Source organism: Mesorhizobium sp. Mes31 (assembly GCF_024519675.1).
Classification (GTDB): Bacteria; Pseudomonadota; Alphaproteobacteria; order Rhizobiales; family Rhizobiaceae; genus Mesorhizobium.
Genome location: NZ_JALJRL010000002.1, coordinates 43,296 through 65,226, shown reverse-complemented (window position 1 = coordinate 65,226; position 21,931 = coordinate 43,296). Strand labels below are relative to the sequence as shown.

Sequence of the window (21,931 nt, the reverse complement as noted above, 5' to 3'; positions counted from 1 at the left end):
GCATCAAGCCACTCGGTGGCTTGTCGAGTATCGCATCGGGTCCGGCACAATGTTAAGGAGGAGAGCAGCTTGCTGTCGGAACTCGAAGGAGGACGGATGCTGACGGGAACCTGCCATTGTGGTGCGGCCCACTGGACCCTGGAGGGCGATCCCGGACCCATCACAGCCTGCAATTGCACGCTTTGCCGTCGCTATGGCGTGCTCTGGGCTTACGACTATGTCGACGAACGCATTCGCGTCGCCGGACCGACGAGCAGCTATACGCGTGCCGGGAAGGATGCCCCTTCGCTCGAGATCCTGTTCTGCCCGACCTGCGCCTGCGTGCTCGCCTGGCGTGGCTTGCGCTCGAGTGCCGGCGGTCGAACGCGAATCGCCATCAATGTGAGGCTTGCACCACCCGAGGCAGTCGCCGACTTGCCGATCGACCATTTCGATGGCCTCGACACCTACGACGACCTGCCGCGCGACGGTCGCTGCGTGCGCGACTTGTGGTTCTAGAAAACGGTTCGCGAAACCTGGCGCTCGACGGCCGGAGACAGACCGTCGTCCCGATCCCCCGAAGCTTGCTCGCGTGGATGCTCGGTCGCAACCGCGGGCGCCGGAACAGGGTCGGGGAGGACGACAAGCTGCGGTACCTGCTTGTAGGAAAAGCCGCCGCGAATGTCGCCCATCTTGCCGGCGACGATGCCCATGGCAGCCTTTTCTAGGTTGCGATCATAGCGCGTTTCGGCGGCGGCCGACGCGACAATGACCGCCAAGAGGGCCACGCCACACAGAAGCGTTCTCATTATCGTTATCTCCCTGCCTGATCATGATCTAGCAGGGCGCCATTGAAAAACGGCCAAGAGACACGGTAACCAAAGCGCCAAACGGCAGCGTAAACAATATGTTACGAATTCAAGCCGGCAAATCGATTCAAGCCGTTGAGGTTTTGATTCAGGCGCGCTGGGCGCGAACCGTGTGCCCAAGCGCTGTGAATACGGTGCGCACGATGCCGGCGGCGTCGAGACCGGCATCGGCATACATCTTTTCCGGCTTGGCGTGGTCGGTGAACGCGTCGGGCAACACCAGCGGGCGCACCTTCAGCCCGCTTTCCAGCAGGCCCTCATGGGCGAGGAACTGCAGCACGTGGCTGGCGAAACCGCCCACGGCGCCCTCCTCCACCGTCACCAGAACTTCGTGCGAGCGGGCCAGCCGCCGGATCAGATCCTCGTCCAGCGGCTTGGCAAAACGGGCATCGGCGACGGTGGTGGAAAGCCCGGCCGCGCCAAGCTCCTCGGCGGCGATCAGGCAATCCTGCAGACGCGTACCGAAGGACAGCAGCGCGACCTTGCTGCCTTCCCTGACGATGCGGCCCTTGCCGATTTCGAGAACCGAGCCGCGCTCCGGCATGTCGACACCGACGCCGTTGCCGCGCGGATAGCGGAAGGCGATCGGGCCTTCATCATAGCTCGCCGCGGTCCGCACCATGTGACGCAATTCCGCCTCGTCGGCCGCAGCCATCACCACGAAGCCCGGCAGTGTCGCCAGGAAGGTGGTGTCGAAAGCGCCGCAATGGGTGGCGCCATCGGCGCCGACGAAGCCGGCGCGGTCGATGGGGAAGCGCACCGGCAGTTTCTGAATCGCGACGTCGTGCACGACCTGGTCGTAGGCGCGCTGCAGGAAGGTCGAATAGATGGCCGCGAACGGCTTGTAACCTTCCGTGGCGAGGCCGGCGGCGAAGGTCACCGCATGCTGCTCGGCAATGCCGACATCGAAGGTCCGAGCAGGAAATACCTCGCCGAACAGGTCAAGGCCGGTGCCGCTCGGCATGGCGGCGGTGACGGCGACGATGCGGTCGTCCTCGCGGCCTTCCTGGATCAGGCTTTCGGCGAATACCTTGGTGTAGGCCGGCGCGTTGGCAGGCGCCTTGGCCTGCGCGCCGGTGATGACGTCGAACTTGTTGACACCATGATACTTGTCGGCGGCGGCTTCCGCCGGCGCATAGCCCTTGCCCTTCTGGGTGACGACATGGATCAGCACCGGGCCTTTGCCATTGTCGCGGACATTCCTTAGCACCGGGATCAGATGCTCGAGATTGTGACCGTCGATCGGCCCGATGTGGTAGAAGCCGAGCTCCTCGAACAGTGTACCGCCGGTGACGTAGCCGCGCGCATGCTCGACCGCCCGGGTGATCGCGCGGTCGGCGCGTTTGCCGAGATAGGAGGTCAGTTTCTTGCCGAAGTCACGCAGGCCGATATAGGCCTTGCCCGACGCCAGACGCGCCAGATAGGCGCTCATGGCGCCGGTCGGCGGAGCGATCGACATGTCGTTGTCGTTGAGGATGACGATGAGACGGGCATCGAGCGCGCCGGCATTGTTCATCGCCTCATAGGCCATGCCAGCCGACATGGCGCCGTCACCGATGACGGCGATGACATTGTTGCGGCCGCCGGATAGGTCGCGGGCGGCGGCCATGCCGAGGCCGGCCGATATAGATGTCGAGGAATGGGCGGCGCCGAAGGGATCGTACTCGCTCTCGGCGCGGCGGGTGAAGCCGGACAGGCCGCCCTCCTGCCGCAAGGTGCGGATTCGGTCGCGGCGGCCGGTGAGGATCTTGTGCGGATAGGCCTGGTGGCCGACATCCCAGATCAGCCGGTCATCCGGAGTGTTGAAGACATAGTGCAGCGCCACCGTCAGCTCGACCACGCCAAGGCCGGCGCCAAGATGGCCGCCAGTGCGGGACACGGCGTCGACCAGTTCGGCACGCAGCTCGGATGCCAGTTGCGGCAGCTCGCTCTCGGCAAGCGTGCGCAGGTCGGCCGGAATGCGGACCTTGTCGAGAAGCGGCGTATGCAGCGTTGCGTTCACGGGCTCAGGCTCTCTATTCATCGGCGAAATAGGCCGCCGGCCAGCGAATGTAAATGCGTGTCGGTGACGCGCGCCGGGCCTTGGGCCTTAGTCCATCATGTCGTTCTCCCAAAACCGAGGCCACTTTTGGGCGATATGGACTAGTTTTCCGGCAGCGGGATGAACTCTTCCTCGTCTCCAGGAACGATATCGAAGCGGCCGGTCTTCCATTCCTGCTTGGCCTGTTCGATGCGCTCCTTGGACGACGAGACGAAATTCCACCAGATGTAACGCTGGGAGCCGAGCGAAGCGCCGCCAAACAGCATGAAATGCGCGCCGCCCTGCGACGACACGACGATCTCGTCACCGGGCCGGAACACCAACAGGCGTTCCGGCGGAAACACGTCGCCTGAAATCGCGACCTCACCTTCCAGCGTGTAGATGGCGCGCTCTTCCGCATCGGCTGGAATTTTCACGCTGGCGCCGGGCGCCAGGCGCAGGTCGGCATAGAGCGTGTCGGAATGCGCCCTGACCGGAGACCGCATTCCCTGGAAATCACCGATGACGACGCGCCCACTGACGCCTTCGGCATCGATCTCGGGGAGAAGCATCGCGCCAGTGTTTTCGAACACCGGTGCCACTTCTTCCTTGCCGTCCGGCAGCGCCAGCCATGTCTGCAGGCCGGAGATCGACATCGGTGCACCGCGCAATTCCTCGGGCGTGCGCTCGGAATGGACGATGCCGCGGCCGGCGGTCATCAGGTTCACGTCACCGGGCTGGATGACCATCTCGGTGCCGAGCGAATCACGATGCCTGATCTTGCCGTCGAACAGATAAGTGACCGTCGACAGGCCAATATGCGGATGCGGGCGGACATCGAGCGCCTGGCCGGCGCGCAGGATGGCCGGGCCCATGCGGTCGAAGAAGATGAACGGCCCGACCAGCCGCCGCTTGGCGGTCGGCAGGGCGCGGCGCACCTGAAAACCGCCAATGTCCTTGGCGTTCGGGATGACCATCAGTTCGATCTGGTCGCTGGCGAAGGCATCGCCGGCCTGTGGGTCGTTTCCGGGAAAGAAGCTCACGAGATCTCCTTGTCGGCGGTCAACGACCGCATTGGACGCCTCAGGCAAACCGGATCGCCGCCTTGGCCCGTAATTTGGCCGCCACCTCTTCGCGATTGCGAGGATGCTGATGGGTCTCGAGAGAATCGAGCAGTTCGCGCGCTGACGCGGCAATCGCATCGACAGCGTGGTCGAATGCATGCTGGTTCTGCTTCGAAGGCCGCGTCGTTCCGCTCAGCTTGCGAACGAACTGAAGTGCCGCGTCGCGGACCTCGTCGTTGGTTGCCGGCGGATCAAAGTTGAACAGGGTCTTGATGTTTCTGCACATCGTTTCCGAACCTCCTCTTGTCCTGGAGCCGTTTCAATCGGGACGCGGCCCATCCTCGATCATGATCGTGTCCAAAAACCGGTGAGGCAAGACCATCGTTCGGGCCGCGCCTCAGTCCGCGTCGAGCGGCTCCGTTCCAACCGGCTTGCCGTCGCGCGACAGCCGGATCTTCTCGACCTTGTCCTCGGCGGCCTTCAGCAGCCGGTCGCAATGCGCCTTCAGTGCCTCGCCGCGCTCGTAGATCCTGATCGACTGGTCGAGCGGCACGTCGCCACGCTCCAGATCATCGACGATCTTTTCCAGCGCGTCGAGTGCCTGTTCGAAGCTCATCGCCTTGACGTCTTCGTTGGTCTCACCAGCCATCATTCATCCTTTCATCAGTCGCCCGACATGGGCGGCGACCGAAAATGCCAGTCCCTGCAGATCGTATCCGCCCTCGAGCAGGCTGACGAGCCGGTTGCCGCTGTGGCGTGTAGCGCGCTGCATCAGTTGTCCCGTCGCCCAGTCGAAATCGTCCTCGGTCAGATTGATCTCGGCCAGCGGATCGCGGTGATGCGCGTCGAAACCGGCTGAAATGATGATCAGGTCGGGAGCGAAATTGTCCAGCGCCGGCAAAACGCGCGACAGGAAGGCATCGCGAAAGACCTCGCTGCCGGTCTGCGGCGCCAGCGGCGCGTTGACGATGTTGCCGGCGCCGGTTTCACCCTTTGCCCCGGTGCCGGGATAGAGCGGCATCTGATGCGTCGAGCAATAGAGCACCGACGGATCGTCCCAGAAAATATCCTGCGTGCCGTTGCCGTGGTGCACGTCCCAGTCGACGACGGCGACGCGCTCGACGCCATGCTTCTTCTGCGCATAGCGCGCCGCGATCGCGGCGGTGTTGAAGAGGCAGAAGCCCATCGCGGTGTTCTTTTCGGCATGGTGGCCGGGCGGCCGGGCGGCGACGAAGGCGTTGTCGGCGCGGCCCGTGAAGACGTCGTCGACGGCAGCGTTGGCGGCGCCGATCGCCGTGATCGCCGCCTGCCAGCTCTTCGGGCTGGCGGTGGTGTCGGCGTCGATGCGGGCGATGCCCTCGTCGGGAATGGCGGCGCGGACGCGGGCGACGAAATCAGCGGGATGCGCGTAGAGGATGGTCGCCTCGTCGCCTTCCGGCGCCTTGACGCGGTCGAGCGCGGCAAATGCCTCATCGTCGAGCACGCGCTCGATGGCGCGCAAGCGGTCCGGCCGCTCGGGATGGCCGGGCGGCGTGATGTGCTCGAGGAAGATCGGATGGGTGTAGAGACGGGTAACCATCGTCCTAATCTAGTGGCCCCGATCGACAAAGGCCATGAGCAGGCGGCTGATGGCTGGGGAAAATCACGCCTGCGTCCATTCGTGTCGCCGTGGGCATTGGCGTCGCCGGCGCTTCGGCGTAAGGTCGCCGCACTGCCTGGTGCCCGCCGCAAGCGGGAGAATCGGGAACACGGTTGAACTCCGTGGCGTGCCCAACGCTGTGAGGGGGACCGCGCCGGTAAATGCCACTGTCGATGGACGGGAAGGCGCCGGACGTGGGTTGATCCCAAGCCAGAAGACCGGCCTGGCAGGCATCGTCATCCGCATGGTCAGGCGGCTGGCATTGATTGCAATCGCAAGGGGACAAGCGATGCCGGAAACCATGACCGCTCCTGTTGGCGACGGATTTGATCAGTTGGCGCGCGATGCGGTTTATCGCGCCATGTTCACGCGGCGGGACGTGCGCAGCCATTTCCTGCCGACCGCGCTCGACGATGAGGTGCTGGCGCGGCTGTTGCTTGCCGCCCATCACGCGCCGTCGGTCGGCTTCATGCAGCCATGGAATTTCATCCTCATCCGCGATGCCGGACGACGCGAAAAGGTGCGCGACCTGTTCCTGGCAGCGCGCGAGCAGGAACTGCCGGCCATCGAGGCAGAACGGCAGGCGCTCTACCGCAAGCTCAAGCTGGAAGGCATTTGCGAAAGCGCACTCAACATCTGCATCACCTGCGACCGCGAGCGCTCGAAGGATTCACCGCTGGGACGCTGGCACAATCCGGAGATGGATCTCTACAGCACGGTCTGCGCGGTGCAGAATTTCTGGCTGGCGGCGCGCGCCGAAGGCGTTGGCGTCGGCTGGGTCAGCATCATCGAGGCGCAAGCGCTGAAAAGCCTGCTGTCCATTCCCGAGCATGTGACGCCTGTCGCCTATCTCTGCGTCGGCCGCGTTTCCGAGTTCGCGCCAAAACCGGACCTCGAAACGCATGGCTGGGGTCGCCGGCTGCCGCTGCCCGAGCTGATCATGAGCGAGACGTTTTCCGGGCAAGGTGAGGCGCCGCTCAAATCGACCGTGGAGCGCCTCAATACCGTCGATGCCACGGCGGCGATCGCGGGCCCCGCTGATCAGCGTGTCGCGCCAGCCGTGCCCCAGCGCGAGCCGCCGAAGGAAGCCAGCGCCTTGTCCTTGAGCTCCCTGAACTTCGACGATGCCTCGGCCAGCCGGGCGTCCCAGTCGGGGTCGGGCACCTGGCCGGCGATGGCCTTGAAGTAGACCTGCATCAGGCAGGCGATGGCGAAGGGTTCGATGAAGGCTGCCTTGAAGGCCCAGGCGAAGACGATGGCGAGCGCGAAGGCCCAGCCGGCGAGTTGCCCAGGCATCATGAAGAGAATGGCGGCGGCAGGGGCCAGCATAGCCAAGAAGATGACGAAGGACACGCCCCACATGATGACCGCCAGCCAGACGGCGTTCTTGACCATGATCTTGCCGTTCTGGGCGTAGAGCACGACGCCTTGCCGCGCCGTCTCGAAGGGCGAGGCGGAATTGATGCGGATGTTGTAGCCGAGGATGATCTCGTCGACATAGGTCAGCGACAGGCGGATCACCGTGTTGATGAAGGAGACCAGGCCGCTCAAACCCGGGATCGGCAGGAAGGCGGCGATGCCGCCGAGCAGGCCGGTGATGGCGCGGATGGCGCCCTTGACCAGCTGGTCGACGACGAAAAGGATGTTTGCCTCGGCGAAACGCTGGGTGACGACTTGCCGGGCATAGGCGATCTGGTCCTGGCCGTCGGGAATGTCGCGGCCGTCGATCAGATGCACCATGACGGCGACATGGCCGGCCTTGACGACGTAGAGGATGTATTCACGGATCCAGTAGACGGCGATCGAAACGACGCCGAAACCGACCACGCCGCCCCACAAGGCAAACGACAACGGCCCGTCGGGATCGGTGGAGATATGGCCGACGCCATAGCCGACGGAGGCCCCGGTGCCGGTCGCCACGATATAGGCCAGCGTGATGCCGAAATAGACGATCATGCGAAAGACAATGAAGGGCCAGGTCCGCATCATGATGGACACCGACCTGCCGATATCGAAATCCCACATGCCCGAATCTCCCCTCAGAGATGGTGGGAGAGGATGCGCTCAACCCGGCTATTGTCAATTGCAATAGCAGTGCCAAGCCGCCAATGGTGCCTTCAGCCAGGTTGCGAACCCGGCCTTTTGAGCAGGCCCTCGAGCAACTGCTTGAAGGCCGCTACCGCCATTTTCGACGTCGCTTCAGGGGGCGCTACCCTCTGCGACTGACTTTCAGAGAATCTCGGTCTTGGCGATGTGGATGCCAAAGCCTTCGAGGCCGACATAGTGGCGTTCGCGCGAGGCGATCAGGTTGATCGAGGAAATGCCGAGATCCTTCAGGATCTGTGCTCCGAGCCCGATCTCGCGCCATTCGTTCTCGCGGCGGCGCGCCTCATCGTGATCCTCCCGGTCGCCAGAGGCGGGACGCTTGCGTTCCTGATGGGCGACGCCGACCGAGCCCTCACGCAAGTAGACAATGACGCCGCGCCTGCGATCGCCCATCGTTTTCATGATGCCGTCGAGCCGATGGCTGGTGCCGAAGACGTCGGTCACCACATCCTCGGAATGCAGGCGCACCGGGACATCCTCGCCATCGCGGATGTCGCCGAAGACGATGGCGACGTGGTGCATGGAATCCCACGGCAGCGTGTAGGTGAAGACCTGCGCCTTGCCGCCCGGCGTTTCAATATCCGAACAGGCGACGCGTTCGACCAGCGTTTCCTTGCGCTGCCGGTAAGCGATGAGGTCGGCAACCGAAACCTGCTTGAGACCGTGCTGCTCGGCAAAAGCGGCAACCTGCGGGCCGCGCTTGACCGTGCCGTCGTCGTTCACCAATTCCGAGATCACCCCGACGGGCGGCAGGCCGGCGAGCTTGCACAGGTCGACCGCAGCCTCGGTATGGCCGGAGCGCATCAGCACGCCACCCTCGCGCGCGATCAGCGGAAAGATATGGCCGGGACGGACGAAATCCGAACCACCAACATTGCCGTTGGCGAGGTTGCGAACGGTCAGGGTGCGGTCCTCGGCCGAAATGCCGGTCGTGGTGCCGTGCTTGAAATCGACACTGACGGTGAAGGCGGTGGTGTGCGCCGAATCATTGTCGGCAACCATCGGCTGCAAGTTGAGGCGCTTGGCCTCCTCGCGCGGCATCGGCGTGCAGACGATGCCGGAGGTGTGGCGGACGATGAACGCCATCTTTTCCGGCGTGCAATGGACGGCGGCGACGATCAGGTCGCCCTCGTTCTCGCGCCCGTCATCGTCCATGACGACAACGATCTCGCCGCGCTCGAAAGCACGCAGGGCTTCGACGATCTTCTTCTGGTCGTAAGGCATGGGCGGCTCGCTTCGCTCGCAGGGAATAAGGCAGTAAGGCAGTTGGGAAAAGAAAGGGCTGTATCGGGTGGCCTACTGCCTATTCCCTACTGCCTATTCCCTTACCCGTCTGTCCGCGATGACGCAGATAATGATCGGCAATGGCGCACGCAACCATCGCCTCACCGATCGGCACCGCGCGGATGCCAACGCATGGGTCGTGGCGACCCTTGGTCATGATCTCGACGTCGTTGCCGTCCTTGTCGATCGACTTTCGCGGCGTCAGGATAGAGGACGTCGGCTTGACGGCGAAACGGGCGATGATCGCCTGACCGGTCGAAATGCCACCAAGGATGCCGCCGGCATTGTTGGACAGGAACACCGGCCTGCCGTCATTGCCCATGCGCATCTCGTCGGCATTCTGCTCGCCGGTGATGCGGGCTGCCTCGAAGCCGTTGCCGATCTCGACCCCCTTGACCGCGTTGATCGACATCAGCCCGGATGCGATGTCCTGGTCGAGCTTGGCATAGATCGGCGCGCCGAGGCCTGCCGGGACGCCGTCCGCAACGATCTCTATCACGGCGCCGACCGAGGAGCCGGCCTTGCGGATGCCGTCGAGATACTGCGTGAAGACGGGAACGGAAGCCGGATCCGGGGTGAAGAATGGATTTTCCGTGTCGCCGATGAAATTCCAGTTCCAGTTGGCGCGGTCGATCGATTTCTCGCCCATCGAAACCAGCGCACCGCGCACCACCATGCCGGGCACCACCTTGCGGGCCAAGGCACCGGCTGCCACCCGCGCGGCCGTCTCGCGGGCCGAGGAGCGGCCGCCGCCGCGATGGTCGCGCACGCCATATTTGACATCATAGGTGTAGTCGGCGTGGCCCGGCCGGTATTGGCGGGCGATCTCGCCATAATCCTTTGAACGCTGGTCGATATTCTCGATCAGCATCGACACCGGCGTGCCGGTGGTGATCATCGTCTCGCCGTCCTCGTCGAGGACGAAACCTGAAAGAACCTTCACTTCATCAGGCTCGCGACGCTGGGTGACGAAGCGTGACTGTCCCGGCCGGCGCTTGTCGAGTTCTGCCTGGATCTCGTCGCGCGTAAAGCGGATGCCGGGCGGACAGCCGTCGACGACGCAGCCGAGTGCGGCGCCATGGCTTTCGCCCCAGGTGGTGACGCGGAAAAGATGGCCGAAGGTGTTGTGAGACATGAAATGACCCTGCCCGGCATTGGAGCCGGCTCAAGGCAGCCTTCTATTGGCGTTTTTCACAGGGGTCAAACCGTGATCCGGTGGATTTAGTTTTGACACATTCGGTTGGTTTCTGCTCTGCTCCATCCGCCGTTGAACGCCCGCCGCCATGCCGGTGCAATGATAAAGAGGAACGATTATGCGTACCCTGATTGGCGCCGTTGCCGCCACACTGCTGCTTTCCACCGCCGCTTTCGCCGGTCAGACCGAAGGCCTGATCAAGAAAATCGACAAGGACGCGCTGACGCTGACGCTGGATGACGGCAAGTCCTACAAGCTGAACGCCGAGACCGATCTCGACGCGCTGAAGCCGGGCATGGACATCGTCATCGCTTACGACGTGACCAATGGGGAGAACGTCATCACAGACATGCAGTTGCCGGATGGCGACACGAACTAAAGCTTTCGACCCAAATTGAATACGTGCCGTCGGTTCGACATTCCGCCGAGCCGGCCCAGCTGTCTCCTACGCGATTGCGGCCGCAAACTGCCGTGTCATGTTCTGGGCCATTGTAGGCGGCCTAAAGCCACTCCAGGCTCTTGCCTTCGAGTTTGAGCACGCGATCCTGCGGCATGTCCAGGTTCGCTGCCTCGTCCTCGGCTATATCGAGCACGAAGCGAAACAAGGTCCGCATGACGCCGCCATGCGTCACGCAGATCGTCGGGCGTTGGATCGCATCGAACCAAGGCTTCACCCGCAAGAGCAGCATCTGGTAGCTCTCGGCGCCTTCGCCTGGCGGCTGAAAGTTCCATTTGTCCAAAGCGCGCGTCCTGCTCGCGCCTGGATACCGCGCCTCGAGTTCGGCAAAGGTAAATCCCTGCCAATCGCCGAAATTGACTTCGACGAGGCGAGGGTCGGTCCGATACGCACCCGGATCGAGCTTCATCGCGGCGCGGATGCGCTCCATCGTTTCGCGCGTGCGCTTCATCGGGCTGGCGACGAAATCGAAATCCCGGGGATTGCCGACGAGTTCGGCAAGCCGATGCCCGTTTCCCGTCGCCTGTTCGCGGCCGAGAGCATTGAGATCGGTGTCGGCCTGCCCCTGAAGCCGGAATTCGGCGTTCCACGCGGTCTGGCCGTGGCGCACGATATAAACCAGCGGGTACATCGGGTCTTCCGGAACGGGATCGGGACTGACGACGATTGGCGGGCTGTTAATCCTTGACCGTCGAAATGTCCGGAGCGTCGACCGCCTTCATGCCGACGACGTGATAGCCCGAATCGACGTGATGCACCTCGCCGGTGACGCCGCGCGACAGATCGGACAGGAAATAGACGGCGGAATCGCCGACTTCCTCCTGCGTCACCGTCTGCTTCAGCGGCGAATTGTATTCGTTCCACTTCAGGATGTAGCGGAAATCGCCGATGCCGGAGGCGGCAAGCGTCTTGATCGGGCCGGCCGAGATGGCGTTGACGCGGATCTTCTTGGCGCCGAGATCCACGGCCAGGTAGCGCACGCTGGCCTCGAGCGCCGCCTTGGCCACACCCATGACGTTGTAATGTGGCATCACCTTTTCGGCGCCATAGTAGGTCAGCGTCAGCAGCGAGCCGCCATTGGCCATCAGCGCCTCGGCGCGCTTGGCGATGGTGGTGAAGGAATAAACCGAAATGTCCATGGTACGCAGGAAATTGTCGCGCGTCGTCTCGACATAACGGCCGGTCAGCTCGTCCTTGTCCGAAAAAGCGATGGCGTGGACGAGAAAATCAAGCTTGCCCCAGTGCTTGGCGACATTGGCGAAAACCTCGTCCAGGCTCGCCGGATCGGTGACGTCGCAATGGCCGGCGACAAAGGCGCCCAGTTCCACGGCCAGCGGCTCAACGCGCTTCTTGAACGCCTCGCCCTGATAGGTCAGTGCGATCTCGGCGCCATGGTCGACGCAAGCCTTGGCGATGCCATAGGCGATCGATCTGTTGTTGGCGACGCCAAGAATAAGGCCGCGCTTGCCGGCCATAAGGCCCTGTCCACCCGCCATGTGAGCGCTCTCCGCAAGGTTTTCTGCTTTGTGGAGTGCCTATCGCACAGGCACAGGGCCCCTTCAAGCGCTCAAACCGGACAGTTCAGGGGACAAGAGCCGACAATCAGCCTTTTTGGCTGCGCAACAGCGCTTCGAGCGCACTGTCGCCGCCCTCTGGCAGCATTATCCGCACATGGGCATAGAGATCGCCATGGCCGCCGGCCTTTTCCGGCAGACCCCTGCCCTTCAGCCGCAGGACCTTGTCCGAGCTCGACCAGGCCGGAACGTTGACGGCAAGTTTGCCGGTCGGCGTGTCGACCGCCACCTTGGCGCCGAGCACCGCATCCGCCAGCGCAACCGGCAGATCGGCGTGCAGGTCGCGGCCCTCGAGACGATAGCGCGGATGCCGGCGAAAGCGGATCTTGACCAGCGCGTCGCCAGGTTGGCCCGGCCCCTGCTCGCCCTGCCCCTTCAAGCGGATGGTCTGGCCATCCTCGACATAGGCCGGCAGCTTGACCGCCACCTTGCGGCCGTCGGGGAACATTGCCGTCACCTTGTCGGCGGTCGCGGCTTCCTCGATGGTGACGTCGAGCGTCACGTTCAGATCGGCGGCGGTTGCCGGCTGGCGGCGGTCGCCAGGGCCTGCGCCGCGGGCGCCGGAAAAGGCGTCGCCGAATATCTGGCTGAAGATGTCGCTGTTGCCGTCGAACGGATCCCCGCCCGGACGACCTGAGCGAAATTCGAATCGCGAACCGCCAGCCCCTTGCTGCCGGCGAAACCCGCCGAAGGGATCGCCGCCACCGGCGGCGCCCTCAAAACCCTGGAACCGCGGCTTGCCGTCGGCGTCGATCTCGCCGCGATCGAACGCGGCGCGATTCTTCTCGTCGCCGACGATCTCATAGGCCTGGTTGGCCGCCGCAAAACGGTCCTTCGCCTTGGGATCATTCGGATTCTGGTCCGGATGATGCTTCTTGGCGAGTTTCCGGTACGCCGATTTTATGTCCTTGGCCGATGCGTTCTTGGCAACGCCCAGCACCTCATAGGGGTCGCGCATGCTTACTGCCCTGGAAGAAGGAGTGAGTCTCTGTTGCCCCCTATATGCGCTCGCATAGGAAGAAATTCCAGTGGTGGAACGGCATATCGAAGGCGGAAAATCAGAGCGCCTTGAAGTCCTGCATGCGCCAGCCGCCGGCGCCGGCCAGGCAAAGTTCGCCTTCGAACATGGCAACGCCGTCAAAGCTTTCGCGCGAGGCCTTGAACCGGCGGCAGGTCTGGCCCTTGTCCTTCAATTCCGCCAGCCCGGTGATGGAGCCGCGTGACCCGGTGCCGGCGTTCGCCCATGGCACGGACTGGCCGGCGAGCTGCTCGATGTCGGCGGAAGACACCGCATTGCCGATCGTCGTCTGGTCGGAGTCGCGCTCCGAATCGGTCGGCGCGGCTGAAGCCGACGTGCTGCTGGTCAGGATCGAGCGATCGACTTCGGCTTTTTCCAGGCTGAAGCCACCAGCGCCACAGGCTGCAAGCGGCAGGGCGACTGCCACGATCGCGGCTTTCCTGCTGGCCGAAGCGATAACACTCCATTGCCTGCTGTCAAAAGCTTGCGCGATACGCGACAATCAGCAACCTCCCCCGCTTCGTGACAATTTGAGAAAAACTATGAGTGACACAGAGTTAACAAGCAGTGACTTTACCGAGGCGGCCGAGCCGTTTCGCCTCTTTGCCGCATGGCTGGAGGACGCCACGAAGAGCGAAATGAACGACCCCAACGGCGTGGCATTGGCGACCGTCGATGCCGACGGCATGCCGGATGTGCGAATGGTTCTGCTCAAGGGGTTCGATGAAGGCGGGTTCGTCTTCTACACGAATTTCGAGAGCGCCAAGGGCCAGGAGATTCTTGGCAGCATGAAGGCGGCGATGTGCTTCCATTGGAAATCGCTGCGCCGGCAAGTGCGCATTCGCGGTCCGGTGGAGATCGTCAGCGAGGCCGAAGCCGACGCCTATTATGCGACGCGTCCGCGCGGCAGCCGCATCGGCGCCTGGGCCTCGAAACAGTCGCGGCCGCTGGAAAGCCGCTTCGCCTTGGAGAAGGCGGTGGCGGAATACACGGCGCGCTATGCGATCGGCGATATCCCGCGGCCAAAGCACTGGTCGGGCTTCCGCATCGTGCCGCAAACGATCGAGTTCTGGCACGACCGTCCGTTCCGGCTGCATGACCGCGTCGTCTTTTCACGCAACGGCAAGGGTGGTTGGGGCAAGACGCGGCTTTACCCCTGAAGGAGAGGCTCAGGCTTTCTTCCTGGTCATGAAAGCGGTCAAGGCAGCGCGCGCCTCGTCTGACTTGAGCCGCTCGCGGAAGTGCTCGCTTTCCTCGCCGATGCGGGCGACAAGGTCGTCGCGCGAACCGCGCATCAGGTCGCGCGCGATCTTCAGCGCTTGCGGTGGTTTGGCGGCGATCTGGCCGGCCGCCGCCAGGACCGAGGCCTCCAGCGCCCCTTCCTCGACCACCTCGTAGATCAGGCCGGCGGCCTTCGCCCGCTCTGCCGAAAAGCCCTCGCCAAGGCCGAGCAGCGCGAAAGCACTTTGCTGCCCCAGGATACGCGGCGCCAACAGGCTCGATCCGGCCTCGGGCACCAGGCCGAGATCGACGAAAGGCGTGCGAAATACCGTGCGCGGCGTGGCGAAGGTCAGGTCGCAATGCAGGTTGAGCGTCGTCCCGATGCCGACCGCGATGCCGTCGACGCCGGAGACGATGGGCTTCTCGACCCTGGCCAGCGCCATGAGGAAATCCCAGACCTCGGTGCCGCCGTCGCCGCCCGTGGCGACGACCATGAAGTCGGCAAGGTCGTTGCCGGACGAAAAGGCGCCGGGCACGCCGAGAAAGACATGGACGCGGATTGCCGGGTCGGCGTCACCATCGGCAAGAGCTGCCGACATTTTCGCATACATGGCGCGCGTCAGCGCGTTCTTCTTGTCCGGGCGATTCATGCGGATGATCTGGATGGCGCCCTGGCGCTCCACGAGGATATGGTCTGTCACGGTTTCTTCCTTGTGAGCGTCAGGCTGAAATCAGCGTTTTACTGGCAGCGGCCAGGCTTTCGGCGCCGTCGATGACGCGCGCCCTCAATGCGCTGACCTCCCCGAGCAGGTTCTCGGCGAAAAAGCGGCAAAGCGCGATACGGCCCTGATCGGCAAGAGCACCCTTCGCCAGATAGGCACCGCCGGCGGCGAGCGAGGTCAGCCGGAGATAGGGTGTCGCACCCGCCAGTGCCTCGTCCAGCCGGCCGTCGGCCGTGAGTTTCTGCAGGAAGCGGGTCGCTTGCGTCAGATCGGCGAGCGCCGCGTCGAGAGCATCGGCGGTGCGGCCGAACCCCTGAAGATTCGAAGTTCGCACAGCGCCCGCCACCGCCGCCAGTTCGTCGATGAAGCCATGCATATGGTCGCCGCCGCCGAGCGGCAACTTGCGCATCACCAGATCGATCGCCTGGATGCCGTTGGTGCCCTCGTAGATCGGCGCGATGCGCGCATCGCGATAGAGGGCGGCCGCGCCCGTCTCCTCGATGAAGCCCATGCCGCCATGCACCTGGACGCCGAGCGAAGCGACGTCGACGCCGACATCGGTCGAGAAAGCCTTGGCAAGCGGCGTCAACAGATTGGCGCGGTCGCGCCAGTGCGCCGCCTCATCGCCGGCCGATGCGCGCGCCAAGTCGATGGCGTGGGCGCAGCAGTAGCTGATGGCGCGCGCAGTCTGCGTCAGCGCCTTCATGGTCAACAGATTGCGCTGCACGTCGGGGTGATGGACGATCGGCGCCATGCCGGTTCCAGAGTAGCTCGCCGCCTTGCCTTGACGGCGGTCATTGGCATAGGCGATCGCCTTCTGGGTCGCGGCTTCCGCGACTGCCACGCCCTGCATGCCGACGCAGAGCCGCGCATTGTTCATCATGGTGAACATACAGGCGAGGCCCTTGTTCTCCTCGCCGATCAGCCAGCCGATGGCGCCGGGTTTGGCCCCCCCGAAGCCATCGCCATAGATCATGGTGCAGGTCGGCGAGGCATGGATGCCCAGTTTGTGCTCGAGGCCGGAACAGAAGACATCGTTGCGCGCGCCGAGCGATCCATCGTCGCCGACCAGGAATTTCGGCACCAGGAACAGCGATATGCCACGCGTGCCGGCGGGCGCATCGGGCAAGCGCGCCAACACCAGATGAATGATGTTGTCGGTGAAGTCGTGCTCGCCATAGGTGATGAAGATCTTCTGGCCGAAGATGCGGTAGGTGCCGTCGCCTGCCGGCTCGGCGCGGGCGCGCAGCGCATTGAGGTCCGAACCGGCTTGCGGCTCGGTCAGGTTCATCGTGCCCATCCATTCGCCGGAGACGAGCTTTGCGAGATACTTTGCCTTGAGGTCTTCAGAGGCGTGCTTGTCGAGCGCTTCGACCGCGCCCATGGTCAGCGTCGGGCCGATGCCGAAGGCCATGGCGGCGGAGTTCCACATTTCGAGCGCGGCGACACCGAGCATGGTGGGCAGCGCCTGGCCGCCATACTCTTCAGGGCCGGAGAGCGCGTTCCAGCCGCCATCGATCCAGCGGCGATAGAGATCCTTCCAGCCGGGCGGCGTGGTGACGGCGGCACCCTTCAGCACCGCACCTTGTTCGTCGCCGATCTTGTAGAGCGGTGCCACTTCCTCGGTGGCGAAACGGCCGGCCTCACCAAGCACGGCATCAACCAGGTCCTCGCTCAGATCGCCGAACGTGCCGGCATCGAGCGCGGGCTTGAGACCAGCAACATACTTGAGGGTGAAAGCGATATCCTCGACCGGTGCCCGATACATGCCGCTCTCTCCTCCTGATGCATCGGCCCGATTGATCCTAGGATCCGCGCTGCCGCAAAACCATCCCGCCTTTGGGCGGTCTCCCGTCTTCTTTTTTACGTAAACGTCAAATTTTGTCACGCGGATTTTGCAATCGCGCCAGCACGTATTAAATTCAATCGACGCCGGATCAAGTCGACCTGGCGAAAGAGCAAAACCATCGGACCGAACCACCCATGCTTGCCAGACCCGACTCCTATCGCTGCATCGAATGCGGCCTGCCCTATCGCGCAACAGGGTTCTGGTACCATCAGGGCAAACTCGAAAACGGCGCCGCCTACTGGTCGGATCGCGGCATATTGTGTTCGCCGCAATGCTCCCTCGCCCACCACCGCAAACGCGCCGCCGAAGGCACGCTGCCGCAAGAGCCGGCACCCGACCCGTTTGAATTTCAGCCGCTCATGCGACGCTGACTTCGCCGGCACCAGCATCGGGAAGCATTTCCTTAACCATAGCGGTTCAGCATCTGCCCTTGATCAACGGGGATTCCCTGTTTGCCAATGCCGGCGCGCCTCCTTCGCCGCACAGCGCTTCTCGCTTTCGCGGCGACGATGGCGCTGTCGACGGCGGCAAAGGCCTCGGATTTTTCCGAGCCGTGGAAGAACGCTGACCGGGCCCTGGTCGTCGATGCCTACGAATACAATTCCATCGACTGGGTCCACCTCGCCACCGACAAGCGGATTGTCGGCTTCATCAACAAGGCATCCGACGGCATGCCGCCGCCCTATTTCTGCTTCGGCAACGATACCGAGGTGAAACTATGCAAGACGCTGTGGAAACGCCATGCGGTGACGCGCGAGCTGTTCCAGACGCGCAGGGTCGTCGCCAAGGCGCTCGGCCTGAAATGGGGAGCCTATCATCTCGCTCGCCCCGGCAATCCGGTAGAGCAGGCCAACAATTTCCTCGATTTCGCCGAGCCGGCACCGGACGACCTGCTGGCTCTCGACATCGAGGGCAACGATCCCTCGCAGTGGATGTCGCTGGACGACGCCGAGGAGTTCGTCCGCCAGGTGCACAGGCGCATCGGCCGTTTCCCGGTACTCTACACCAACGGCAAGACGGCCCAGTACATTGCCGACAACAGCTACCGATACCGGCTCTTGTCGCGGCTGCCGCTCTGGTATGCCCGCTACAAATCCGACATCGACGTTCATTTTCCGATGGGCAACTGGCAAGGCTACGCATTGTGGCAGTTCTCGGCGCAAGCCAATTGCGGCAGGTTCCGCTGCCCTTACAGGGTCGCCGGCACACCTGACGACATCGACGTCAACGTCGCGCCGACGGACGCCGCCACGCTGCGTGCGCAATGGCCGTTCGGCGGACTCATCGACGTGCCGCCCGATTATCTCGCCTCGATACCGTTGCCCGTCTCACGCAAGGCTGGCCTCGCCGGCAACGTCACCATCACCTATGCCTCGGTGGCGGCGCCGCCGACCTTCGAGGAAATGGTCGCGGCGCTCGGTACGCGCTGGACGAAGTTCCGCGACGGTTTCCGCATGCCTGTCGTGAAGACGGTGCCGCGGCGGCCGAATTTCGGCATTGTCCAATATGTCGCCTGGAAGCGGACCGAGCGGCGTTCACCCGCGCAACTCGACGCCGCCTTCGCCGGGGCGGCCGACCCGGTCAGCACCGCTTCCACCGAACTCGATCGAGGCCAGCGGTAAGCTGCCTTCTCCCGATACGGAACTTCAGCCTGCCCGCTCGCGCGCCACGGCCTGCCAGCCAATGTCGCGGCGACAGAAGCCGTCCGGCCAGTCGATGCGGTCGAGCGCGGCATAGGCTCGTTTCTGTGCCTCGCGGACCGTGGCTCCGGTTGCCGTGACGTTGAGGACGCGGCCGCCATTGGCAACCAGCGCGCCGCCATTGATGGCGGTGCCGGCGTGGAAGATCTGGACACCTTCGCCGGCCGCCTGCTCGACGCCGCGGATGACGGAGCCTTTTTCCGGCGTGCCGGGATAGCCCCGCGCGGCCATCACCACGGTGAGGGTCGCCTCGTCGCGCCAGCGTATGGAAGTGTGCGCCAACTGGCCGTCCACGGCGGCGTTGAGCAGCACCAGCAAATCGTCCTTCAGCCGCATCATCAGCACCTGGCATTCCGGGTCACCGAAACGGGTGTTGTATTCGATCAGCTTCGGCCCATTCTCGGTGATCATCAGCCCGGCAAAGAGAATGCCGGCGAAAGGCGCGCCTGATGCAGCCATGCCGCGCATGGTCGGCTCGATGATTTCGCGCATGGTGCGCTCGACCATCTGGGGCGTCATCACCGGCGCCGGCGAGTAGGCGCCCATGCCGCCAGTGTTGGGGCCAAAATCACCGTCACCGACACGCTTGTGGTCCTGCGCGGTGCCGAAGGGCAGCGCGGTGGTGCCGTCGCAGAGACAGAAGAAACTTGCCTCCTCACCGGTCATGAATTCCTCGATCACCACCTCCGCTCCGGCGGCGCCGAAGGAACCGTCGAAACAGGCATCGAGTGCTGCCTGTGCCTCGCCGAGCGTCATGGCGACGGTCACGCCCTTGCCGGCGGCGAGCCCATCTGCCTTGATGACGATCGGCGCACCCGTCTTTTCGACATAGGCCTTGGCGGACGCCAGATCGCCGAAGCGGCCATAGGCGGCGGTCGGGATGTTGTATCTGGCGCAGAGGTCCTTGGTGAACCCCTTCGAGCCTTCCAGCTGTGCGGCGGCCCTGGACGGACCGAACACGCGAATGCCTTGCGCGCGCAGGTCGTCGGCAATGCCGGCCACCAGCGGCCCCTCCGGGCCAACCACGACGAGATCGATCTTCTTGTCCTTGCAGAAGGCGGCAACGGCGGCGTGATCGGTAATGTCCAGTTTCACCAGTTCGGCCTCGTTGCCGATGCCGGGATTGCCGGGAGCCGCATAGAGCTTGGTCAGGAGCGGTGAAGCCGCGATCTTCCAGGCAAGCGCATGTTCGCGGCCGCCGGAGCCGAGAAGAAGAACGTTCATGGCCACCTCTTGATGCCGAGAATCCTGCAGAGAACCCGCTATTGCTCTCTGGACGACGGGTCAAGGCATCCGGGCGATTTGATCCGAATTGCGCACGGGAACGTTACCCCCGGCCGGATATGGGCGCCGGATTCCGGTGCCCATGTTCTGGCCCGATTCAGACGGGGAAAACGACCGGAAACCAGTCCTCGCGCAATTTCTGTCCCGGCTGCATGCCGTGGCCATGATAGGGCGGCGAGGTGCGTCCCGGCCGCTCGACATAGCGGGCATCGTCACCGACCCAGCGCAGCGACAGCGCCCGGCGCCGCGCCGAAGTCATGTTGCCGCGCGCGCCATGCGCGGTCCGGAAGTCGAACAGGATGGCGTCGCCCGGCTCCATTTCCCACTCGAGCACCTTCAGCGACGGATCCTTGTCCGGGTCGGGCACCGGCAGATAGTCACCCTCGCCGGCGTAGAAATTGCTGTCGTCGAGCCAGCGCACCGGCAGGATCATCTTGTCCCATTTGTGCGAGCCGGCGATCAGGCGCAGCGTTGCCTCCTTCACCGGGTCGATGGGGATCCAGAAACTCACCGTCTGCCGGCCATCGACAAAATAGTAGGGGATATCCTGATGCCAGGGCGTCGGCTTCTGCGTGCCGGGTTCCTTGACCAGCACATGATCATGGAAGAACTGCGCGCTGCGCGACTGCATCACCGCCGCCGCCAGCTCGGCGGCCGGCGATTCCCGCACCACCCTGACGAATTCGGGAATCCGTTCCCAGTTGCAGTAGTCGTCGAAGAAACTGCCGCGGCCATTGGCGATATCCGACGCTGTGGCGCTGCGGTTCTGCATGTTGCGCTCGATGCCGGCGGCAATCGTGTCGACCCAACCCTTGAAGGCGCCACGAATGCAAACCGCACCGTCACGCTGGTAGTCGGCGATCGTTTGGGCATCGATCTTCAGGGTGTCGCTTTCGGAAGCCATGGCGTTCTCCTCTTGGGGATGAACCGACTATCGCAACCGTTCCTCATTCAGTAAAATAATAACTTTCCATTTGGCAAATAGGCCAGGTCTATGAATTTGACCCTCACGCAGTTGCGTTATCTTGTCGCCGTGGCGCGTCATGGCAGCGTCACCGGCGCGGCCAAGATGCTGAACGTTTCTCAGCCTTCGATTTCGGTGGCGATTGACGCCGTCGAAAAGAGTTTCGGCCAAAAGCTGTTCGTCCGCCAGCGGGGAAGCGGCGTGTCGCCGACATCGTTCGGGCGCGCTGTTGTGGCGAAGGCAAGACAGGTCCTCACCGAGGCGGACGAACTCGTCGACCTCGGCTCAGGCAAGTCGGCTGTCGGCGGTGAACTGGTGCTGGGCTGCTTCGAGGATCTGGCACCTTTCTTCGCGCCGGCCCTGATCCGTGCCTTCTCCGAACGCCATCCAGCCGTGAGGGTCGTGGTTCGAGACGAGACGTTCGAGACGCTGGGACGACGGCTCGGCGATGCGGCCATCGATCTCGGCCTCACCTATGATCTCAGCCTGCCGACGCATTTCGCCCGCATCCTGCTGCGCGAGCTTCGCCCGCACGCTCTGTTGCCGGCGGGCCATGCCCTGGCGGACCGTCCATCGGTCAGCCTCGCGGACCTGGCCGCCTATCCGCTGATCACGACGGACCAGCCGCACAGCTGGCAGCACATGCTTGATCTGTTCCGCAGCCGCGGCCTTTCGCCGGTGGCCGACAGGGCGACGAGCTCGTTCGAACTCCAGCGCAGCATGGTCGCCAACGGCTTCGGCGTTGCGGTCAGCTACACCCGCCCGCATGGCGACCGCAGCTATGATGGCCTGCCTCTCGTCTGCAAGCCGCTGTCGGATCCGCTGCCCATGCAGCGGATCCTGCTCACCCATGACACACATCAGCGTGTGTCGAATGCGGCGCTGGCCTTCATCGAGGTGGCGAAGGATTGGTTCGCCACCCACGACATCTTCGCATCATGATCCGGCTCAGCTGCCCGCCTCGCCGCTTGACGACCTCCAACTCT

Annotated in this window: 23 protein-coding genes, 1 pseudogene and 1 riboswitch; of the genes and pseudogenes, 7 read left to right on the top strand and 17 right to left on the bottom strand. The window is 63.8% G+C overall.

The features are described 5' to 3' along the window. Positions 1–96 precede the first annotated feature (96 nt). On the top strand, positions 97–498 hold the full coding sequence (locus NR193_RS03000) for a GFA family protein (RefSeq protein WP_256749818.1): 402 nt from the start codon (positions 97–99) through the stop codon (positions 496–498). Here the strand turns inward: NR193_RS03000 and NR193_RS02995 are convergent. The 6 genes from NR193_RS02995 to NR193_RS02970 all read right to left on the bottom strand — a co-directional run bounded on the left by NR193_RS02995 (position 495) and on the right by NR193_RS02970 (position 5,511). After that, positions 495–788, bottom strand: coding sequence for a hypothetical protein (locus NR193_RS02995; RefSeq protein WP_256749401.1), 294 nt, complete (start codon positions 786–788; stop codon positions 495–497). The genes NR193_RS03000 and NR193_RS02995 overlap by 4 nt on opposite strands. A 148-nt stretch (positions 789–936) precedes the next feature. Then, positions 937–2,871, bottom strand: coding sequence for a 1-deoxy-D-xylulose-5-phosphate synthase (gene dxs / locus NR193_RS02990; protein WP_256749400.1), 1,935 nt, complete (start codon positions 2,869–2,871; stop codon positions 937–939). Positions 2,872–2,990: 119 nt separating this feature from the next. Further along, positions 2,991–3,911, bottom strand: coding sequence for a pirin family protein (locus tag NR193_RS02985; RefSeq protein ID WP_256749399.1), 921 nt, complete (start codon positions 3,909–3,911; stop codon positions 2,991–2,993). Positions 3,912–3,951: 40 nt separating this feature from the next. Next, positions 3,952–4,218 (bottom strand): DUF2277 domain-containing protein, encoded by a 267-nt coding sequence (locus NR193_RS02980; RefSeq protein WP_013532791.1) that lies wholly within the window; start codon positions 4,216–4,218, stop codon positions 3,952–3,954. Positions 4,219–4,329: 111 nt separating this feature from the next. After that, complete coding sequence (locus NR193_RS02975) at positions 4,330–4,581, bottom strand: exodeoxyribonuclease VII small subunit (protein WP_013532792.1); 252 nt, start codon at positions 4,579–4,581, stop codon at positions 4,330–4,332. Positions 4,582–4,584: 3 nt separating this feature from the next. Next, on the bottom strand, positions 4,585–5,511 hold the full coding sequence (locus NR193_RS02970) for a histone deacetylase family protein (RefSeq protein ID WP_256749398.1): 927 nt from the start codon (positions 5,509–5,511) through the stop codon (positions 4,585–4,587). 120 nt (positions 5,512–5,631) lie between these two features. After that, positions 5,632–5,813: riboswitch (cobalamin riboswitch) on the top strand. A gap of 2 nt (positions 5,814–5,815) precedes the next feature. On the opposite strand from NR193_RS02970, the pseudogene bluB reads away from it, so the two are divergent. After that, positions 5,816–6,490, top strand: a pseudogene (gene bluB, locus NR193_RS02965) (5,6-dimethylbenzimidazole synthase); the annotation flags it as partial. A gap of 122 nt (positions 6,491–6,612) precedes the next feature. Here bluB and NR193_RS02960 read toward each other — a convergent pair. The 3 genes from NR193_RS02960 to aroC all read right to left on the bottom strand — a co-directional run bounded on the left by NR193_RS02960 (position 6,613) and on the right by aroC (position 10,096). Further along, positions 6,613–7,596: a hypothetical protein gene (locus tag NR193_RS02960; protein ID WP_256749397.1), complete on the bottom strand. Its 984-nt coding sequence runs from the start codon at positions 7,594–7,596 to the stop codon at positions 6,613–6,615. Positions 7,597–7,800: 204 nt separating this feature from the next. Further along, positions 7,801–8,901 carry a 3,4-dihydroxy-2-butanone-4-phosphate synthase gene (ribB, locus tag NR193_RS02955; RefSeq protein WP_256749396.1) on the bottom strand — a complete coding sequence of 367 codons (1,101 nt, stop codon included), beginning with the start codon at positions 8,899–8,901 and terminating at the stop codon, positions 7,801–7,803. A 79-nt stretch (positions 8,902–8,980) separates the two neighbouring features. Further along, on the bottom strand, positions 8,981–10,096 hold the full coding sequence (aroC, locus tag NR193_RS02950; protein ID WP_256749395.1) for a chorismate synthase: 1,116 nt from the start codon (positions 10,094–10,096) through the stop codon (positions 8,981–8,983). A 178-nt stretch (positions 10,097–10,274) separates the two neighbouring features. On the opposite strand from aroC, the gene NR193_RS02945 reads away from it, so the two are divergent. Then, a complete protein-coding gene (locus NR193_RS02945) occupies positions 10,275–10,535 on the top strand; it encodes a DUF1344 domain-containing protein (protein WP_256749394.1) in 261 nt (86 codons plus the stop codon). A gap of 121 nt (positions 10,536–10,656) precedes the next feature. Here the strand turns inward: NR193_RS02945 and NR193_RS02940 are convergent, their stop codons facing one another. The 4 genes from NR193_RS02940 to NR193_RS02925 all read right to left on the bottom strand — a co-directional run bounded on the left by NR193_RS02940 (position 10,657) and on the right by NR193_RS02925 (position 13,707). Further along, the gene (locus NR193_RS02940; RefSeq protein WP_256749393.1) at positions 10,657–11,244 is read right to left on the bottom strand and encodes a histidine phosphatase family protein; all 588 of its coding nucleotides are present in this window, start codon (positions 11,242–11,244) and stop codon (positions 10,657–10,659) included. Between the two features lie 46 nt (positions 11,245–11,290). Continuing rightward, positions 11,291–12,109, bottom strand: coding sequence for an enoyl-ACP reductase FabI (gene fabI / locus NR193_RS02935; protein WP_256749392.1), 819 nt, complete (start codon positions 12,107–12,109; stop codon positions 11,291–11,293). Between the two features lie 106 nt (positions 12,110–12,215). Beyond that, entirely contained in the window at positions 12,216–13,145 is a 930-nt protein-coding gene (locus NR193_RS02930; RefSeq protein WP_091576402.1) for a DnaJ C-terminal domain-containing protein, read from the bottom strand. A gap of 100 nt (positions 13,146–13,245) precedes the next feature. Further along, positions 13,246–13,707, bottom strand: coding sequence for an RT0821/Lpp0805 family surface protein (locus NR193_RS02925; protein ID WP_256749391.1), 462 nt, complete (start codon positions 13,705–13,707; stop codon positions 13,246–13,248). Positions 13,708–13,747: 40 nt separating this feature from the next. Between NR193_RS02925 and pdxH the strand changes: the two genes are divergently transcribed. Then, complete coding sequence (gene pdxH, locus NR193_RS02920; RefSeq protein WP_256749390.1) at positions 13,748–14,365, top strand: pyridoxamine 5'-phosphate oxidase; 618 nt, start codon at positions 13,748–13,750, stop codon at positions 14,363–14,365. Positions 14,366–14,374: 9 nt separating this feature from the next. On the opposite strand, the gene NR193_RS02915 is transcribed toward pdxH, so the two are convergent. Together NR193_RS02915 and NR193_RS02910 are read right to left on the bottom strand one after the other, a co-directional pair. After that, positions 14,375–15,127, bottom strand: coding sequence for a crotonase/enoyl-CoA hydratase family protein (locus NR193_RS02915; RefSeq protein WP_256749389.1), 753 nt, complete (start codon positions 15,125–15,127; stop codon positions 14,375–14,377). Between the two features lie 19 nt (positions 15,128–15,146). Beyond that, a complete protein-coding gene (locus tag NR193_RS02910) occupies positions 15,147–16,916 on the bottom strand; it encodes an acyl-CoA dehydrogenase (RefSeq protein ID WP_256749388.1) in 1,770 nt (589 codons plus the stop codon). A 215-nt stretch (positions 16,917–17,131) separates the two neighbouring features. Between NR193_RS02910 and NR193_RS02905 the strand changes: the two genes are divergently transcribed. Beyond that, positions 17,132–17,368: a hypothetical protein gene (locus NR193_RS02905; protein ID WP_256749387.1), complete on the top strand. Its 237-nt coding sequence runs from the start codon at positions 17,132–17,134 to the stop codon at positions 17,366–17,368. An 87-nt stretch (positions 17,369–17,455) separates the two neighbouring features. Then, positions 17,456–18,619, top strand: a complete 1,164-nt coding sequence (locus NR193_RS02900) for a glycoside hydrolase family 25 protein (protein WP_256749386.1) — start codon at positions 17,456–17,458, stop codon at positions 18,617–18,619. Between the two features lie 24 nt (positions 18,620–18,643). On the opposite strand, the gene purD is transcribed toward NR193_RS02900, so the two are convergent. Together purD and NR193_RS02890 are read right to left on the bottom strand one after the other, a co-directional pair. Next, positions 18,644–19,921 (bottom strand): phosphoribosylamine--glycine ligase, encoded by a 1,278-nt coding sequence (gene purD / locus NR193_RS02895; RefSeq protein WP_256749385.1) that lies wholly within the window; start codon positions 19,919–19,921, stop codon positions 18,644–18,646. A gap of 157 nt (positions 19,922–20,078) precedes the next feature. After that, positions 20,079–20,885 (bottom strand): phytanoyl-CoA dioxygenase family protein, encoded by an 807-nt coding sequence (locus NR193_RS02890; RefSeq protein WP_256749384.1) that lies wholly within the window; start codon positions 20,883–20,885, stop codon positions 20,079–20,081. Between the two features lie 90 nt (positions 20,886–20,975). Between NR193_RS02890 and NR193_RS02885 the strand changes: the two genes are divergently transcribed. Then, positions 20,976–21,887 carry a LysR family transcriptional regulator gene (locus NR193_RS02885; RefSeq protein WP_256749383.1) on the top strand — a complete coding sequence of 304 codons (912 nt, stop codon included), beginning with the start codon at positions 20,976–20,978 and terminating at the stop codon, positions 21,885–21,887. The last annotated feature ends 44 nt before the right edge of the window (positions 21,888–21,931 follow it).

Bases quoted from the DNA above. Each gene is read 5' to 3' on its own strand.
- pdxH (WP_256749390.1), top strand. From the start codon at position 13,748: ATGAGTGACACAGAGTTAACAAGCAGTGACTTTACCGAGGCGGCCGAG.
- NR193_RS02970 (WP_256749398.1), bottom strand. From the start codon at position 5,511: ATGGTTACCCGTCTCTACACCCATCCGATCTTCCTCGAGCACATCACG.
- NR193_RS02930 (WP_091576402.1), bottom strand. From the start codon at position 13,145: ATGCGCGACCCCTATGAGGTGCTGGGCGTTGCCAAGAACGCATCGGCC.
- NR193_RS02890 (WP_256749384.1), bottom strand. From the start codon at position 20,885: ATGGCTTCCGAAAGCGACACCCTGAAGATCGATGCCCAAACGATCGCC.
- NR193_RS02900 (WP_256749386.1), top strand. From the start codon at position 17,456: ATGCCGGCGCGCCTCCTTCGCCGCACAGCGCTTCTCGCTTTCGCGGCG.
- purD (WP_256749385.1), bottom strand. From the start codon at position 19,921: ATGAACGTTCTTCTTCTCGGCTCCGGCGGCCGCGAACATGCGCTTGCC.
- aroC (WP_256749395.1), bottom strand. From the start codon at position 10,096: ATGTCTCACAACACCTTCGGCCATCTTTTCCGCGTCACCACCTGGGGC.
- NR193_RS02910 (WP_256749388.1), bottom strand. From the start codon at position 16,916: ATGTATCGGGCACCGGTCGAGGATATCGCTTTCACCCTCAAGTATGTT.
- dxs (WP_256749400.1), bottom strand. From the start codon at position 2,871: ATGAATAGAGAGCCTGAGCCCGTGAACGCAACGCTGCATACGCCGCTT.
- NR193_RS02885 (WP_256749383.1), top strand. From the start codon at position 20,976: ATGAATTTGACCCTCACGCAGTTGCGTTATCTTGTCGCCGTGGCGCGT.
- NR193_RS03000 (WP_256749818.1), top strand. From the start codon at position 97: ATGCTGACGGGAACCTGCCATTGTGGTGCGGCCCACTGGACCCTGGAG.
- ribB (WP_256749396.1), bottom strand. From the start codon at position 8,901: ATGCCTTACGACCAGAAGAAGATCGTCGAAGCCCTGCGTGCTTTCGAG.
- NR193_RS02945 (WP_256749394.1), top strand. From the start codon at position 10,275: ATGCGTACCCTGATTGGCGCCGTTGCCGCCACACTGCTGCTTTCCACC.
- fabI (WP_256749392.1), bottom strand. From the start codon at position 12,109: ATGGCGGGTGGACAGGGCCTTATGGCCGGCAAGCGCGGCCTTATTCTT.
- NR193_RS02980 (WP_013532791.1), bottom strand. From the start codon at position 4,218: ATGTGCAGAAACATCAAGACCCTGTTCAACTTTGATCCGCCGGCAACC.
- NR193_RS02995 (WP_256749401.1), bottom strand. From the start codon at position 788: ATGAGAACGCTTCTGTGTGGCGTGGCCCTCTTGGCGGTCATTGTCGCG.
- NR193_RS02905 (WP_256749387.1), top strand. From the start codon at position 17,132: ATGCTTGCCAGACCCGACTCCTATCGCTGCATCGAATGCGGCCTGCCC.
- NR193_RS02975 (WP_013532792.1), bottom strand. From the start codon at position 4,581: ATGGCTGGTGAGACCAACGAAGACGTCAAGGCGATGAGCTTCGAACAG.
- NR193_RS02960 (WP_256749397.1), bottom strand. From the start codon at position 7,596: ATGTGGGATTTCGATATCGGCAGGTCGGTGTCCATCATGATGCGGACC.
- NR193_RS02940 (WP_256749393.1), bottom strand. From the start codon at position 11,244: ATGTACCCGCTGGTTTATATCGTGCGCCACGGCCAGACCGCGTGGAAC.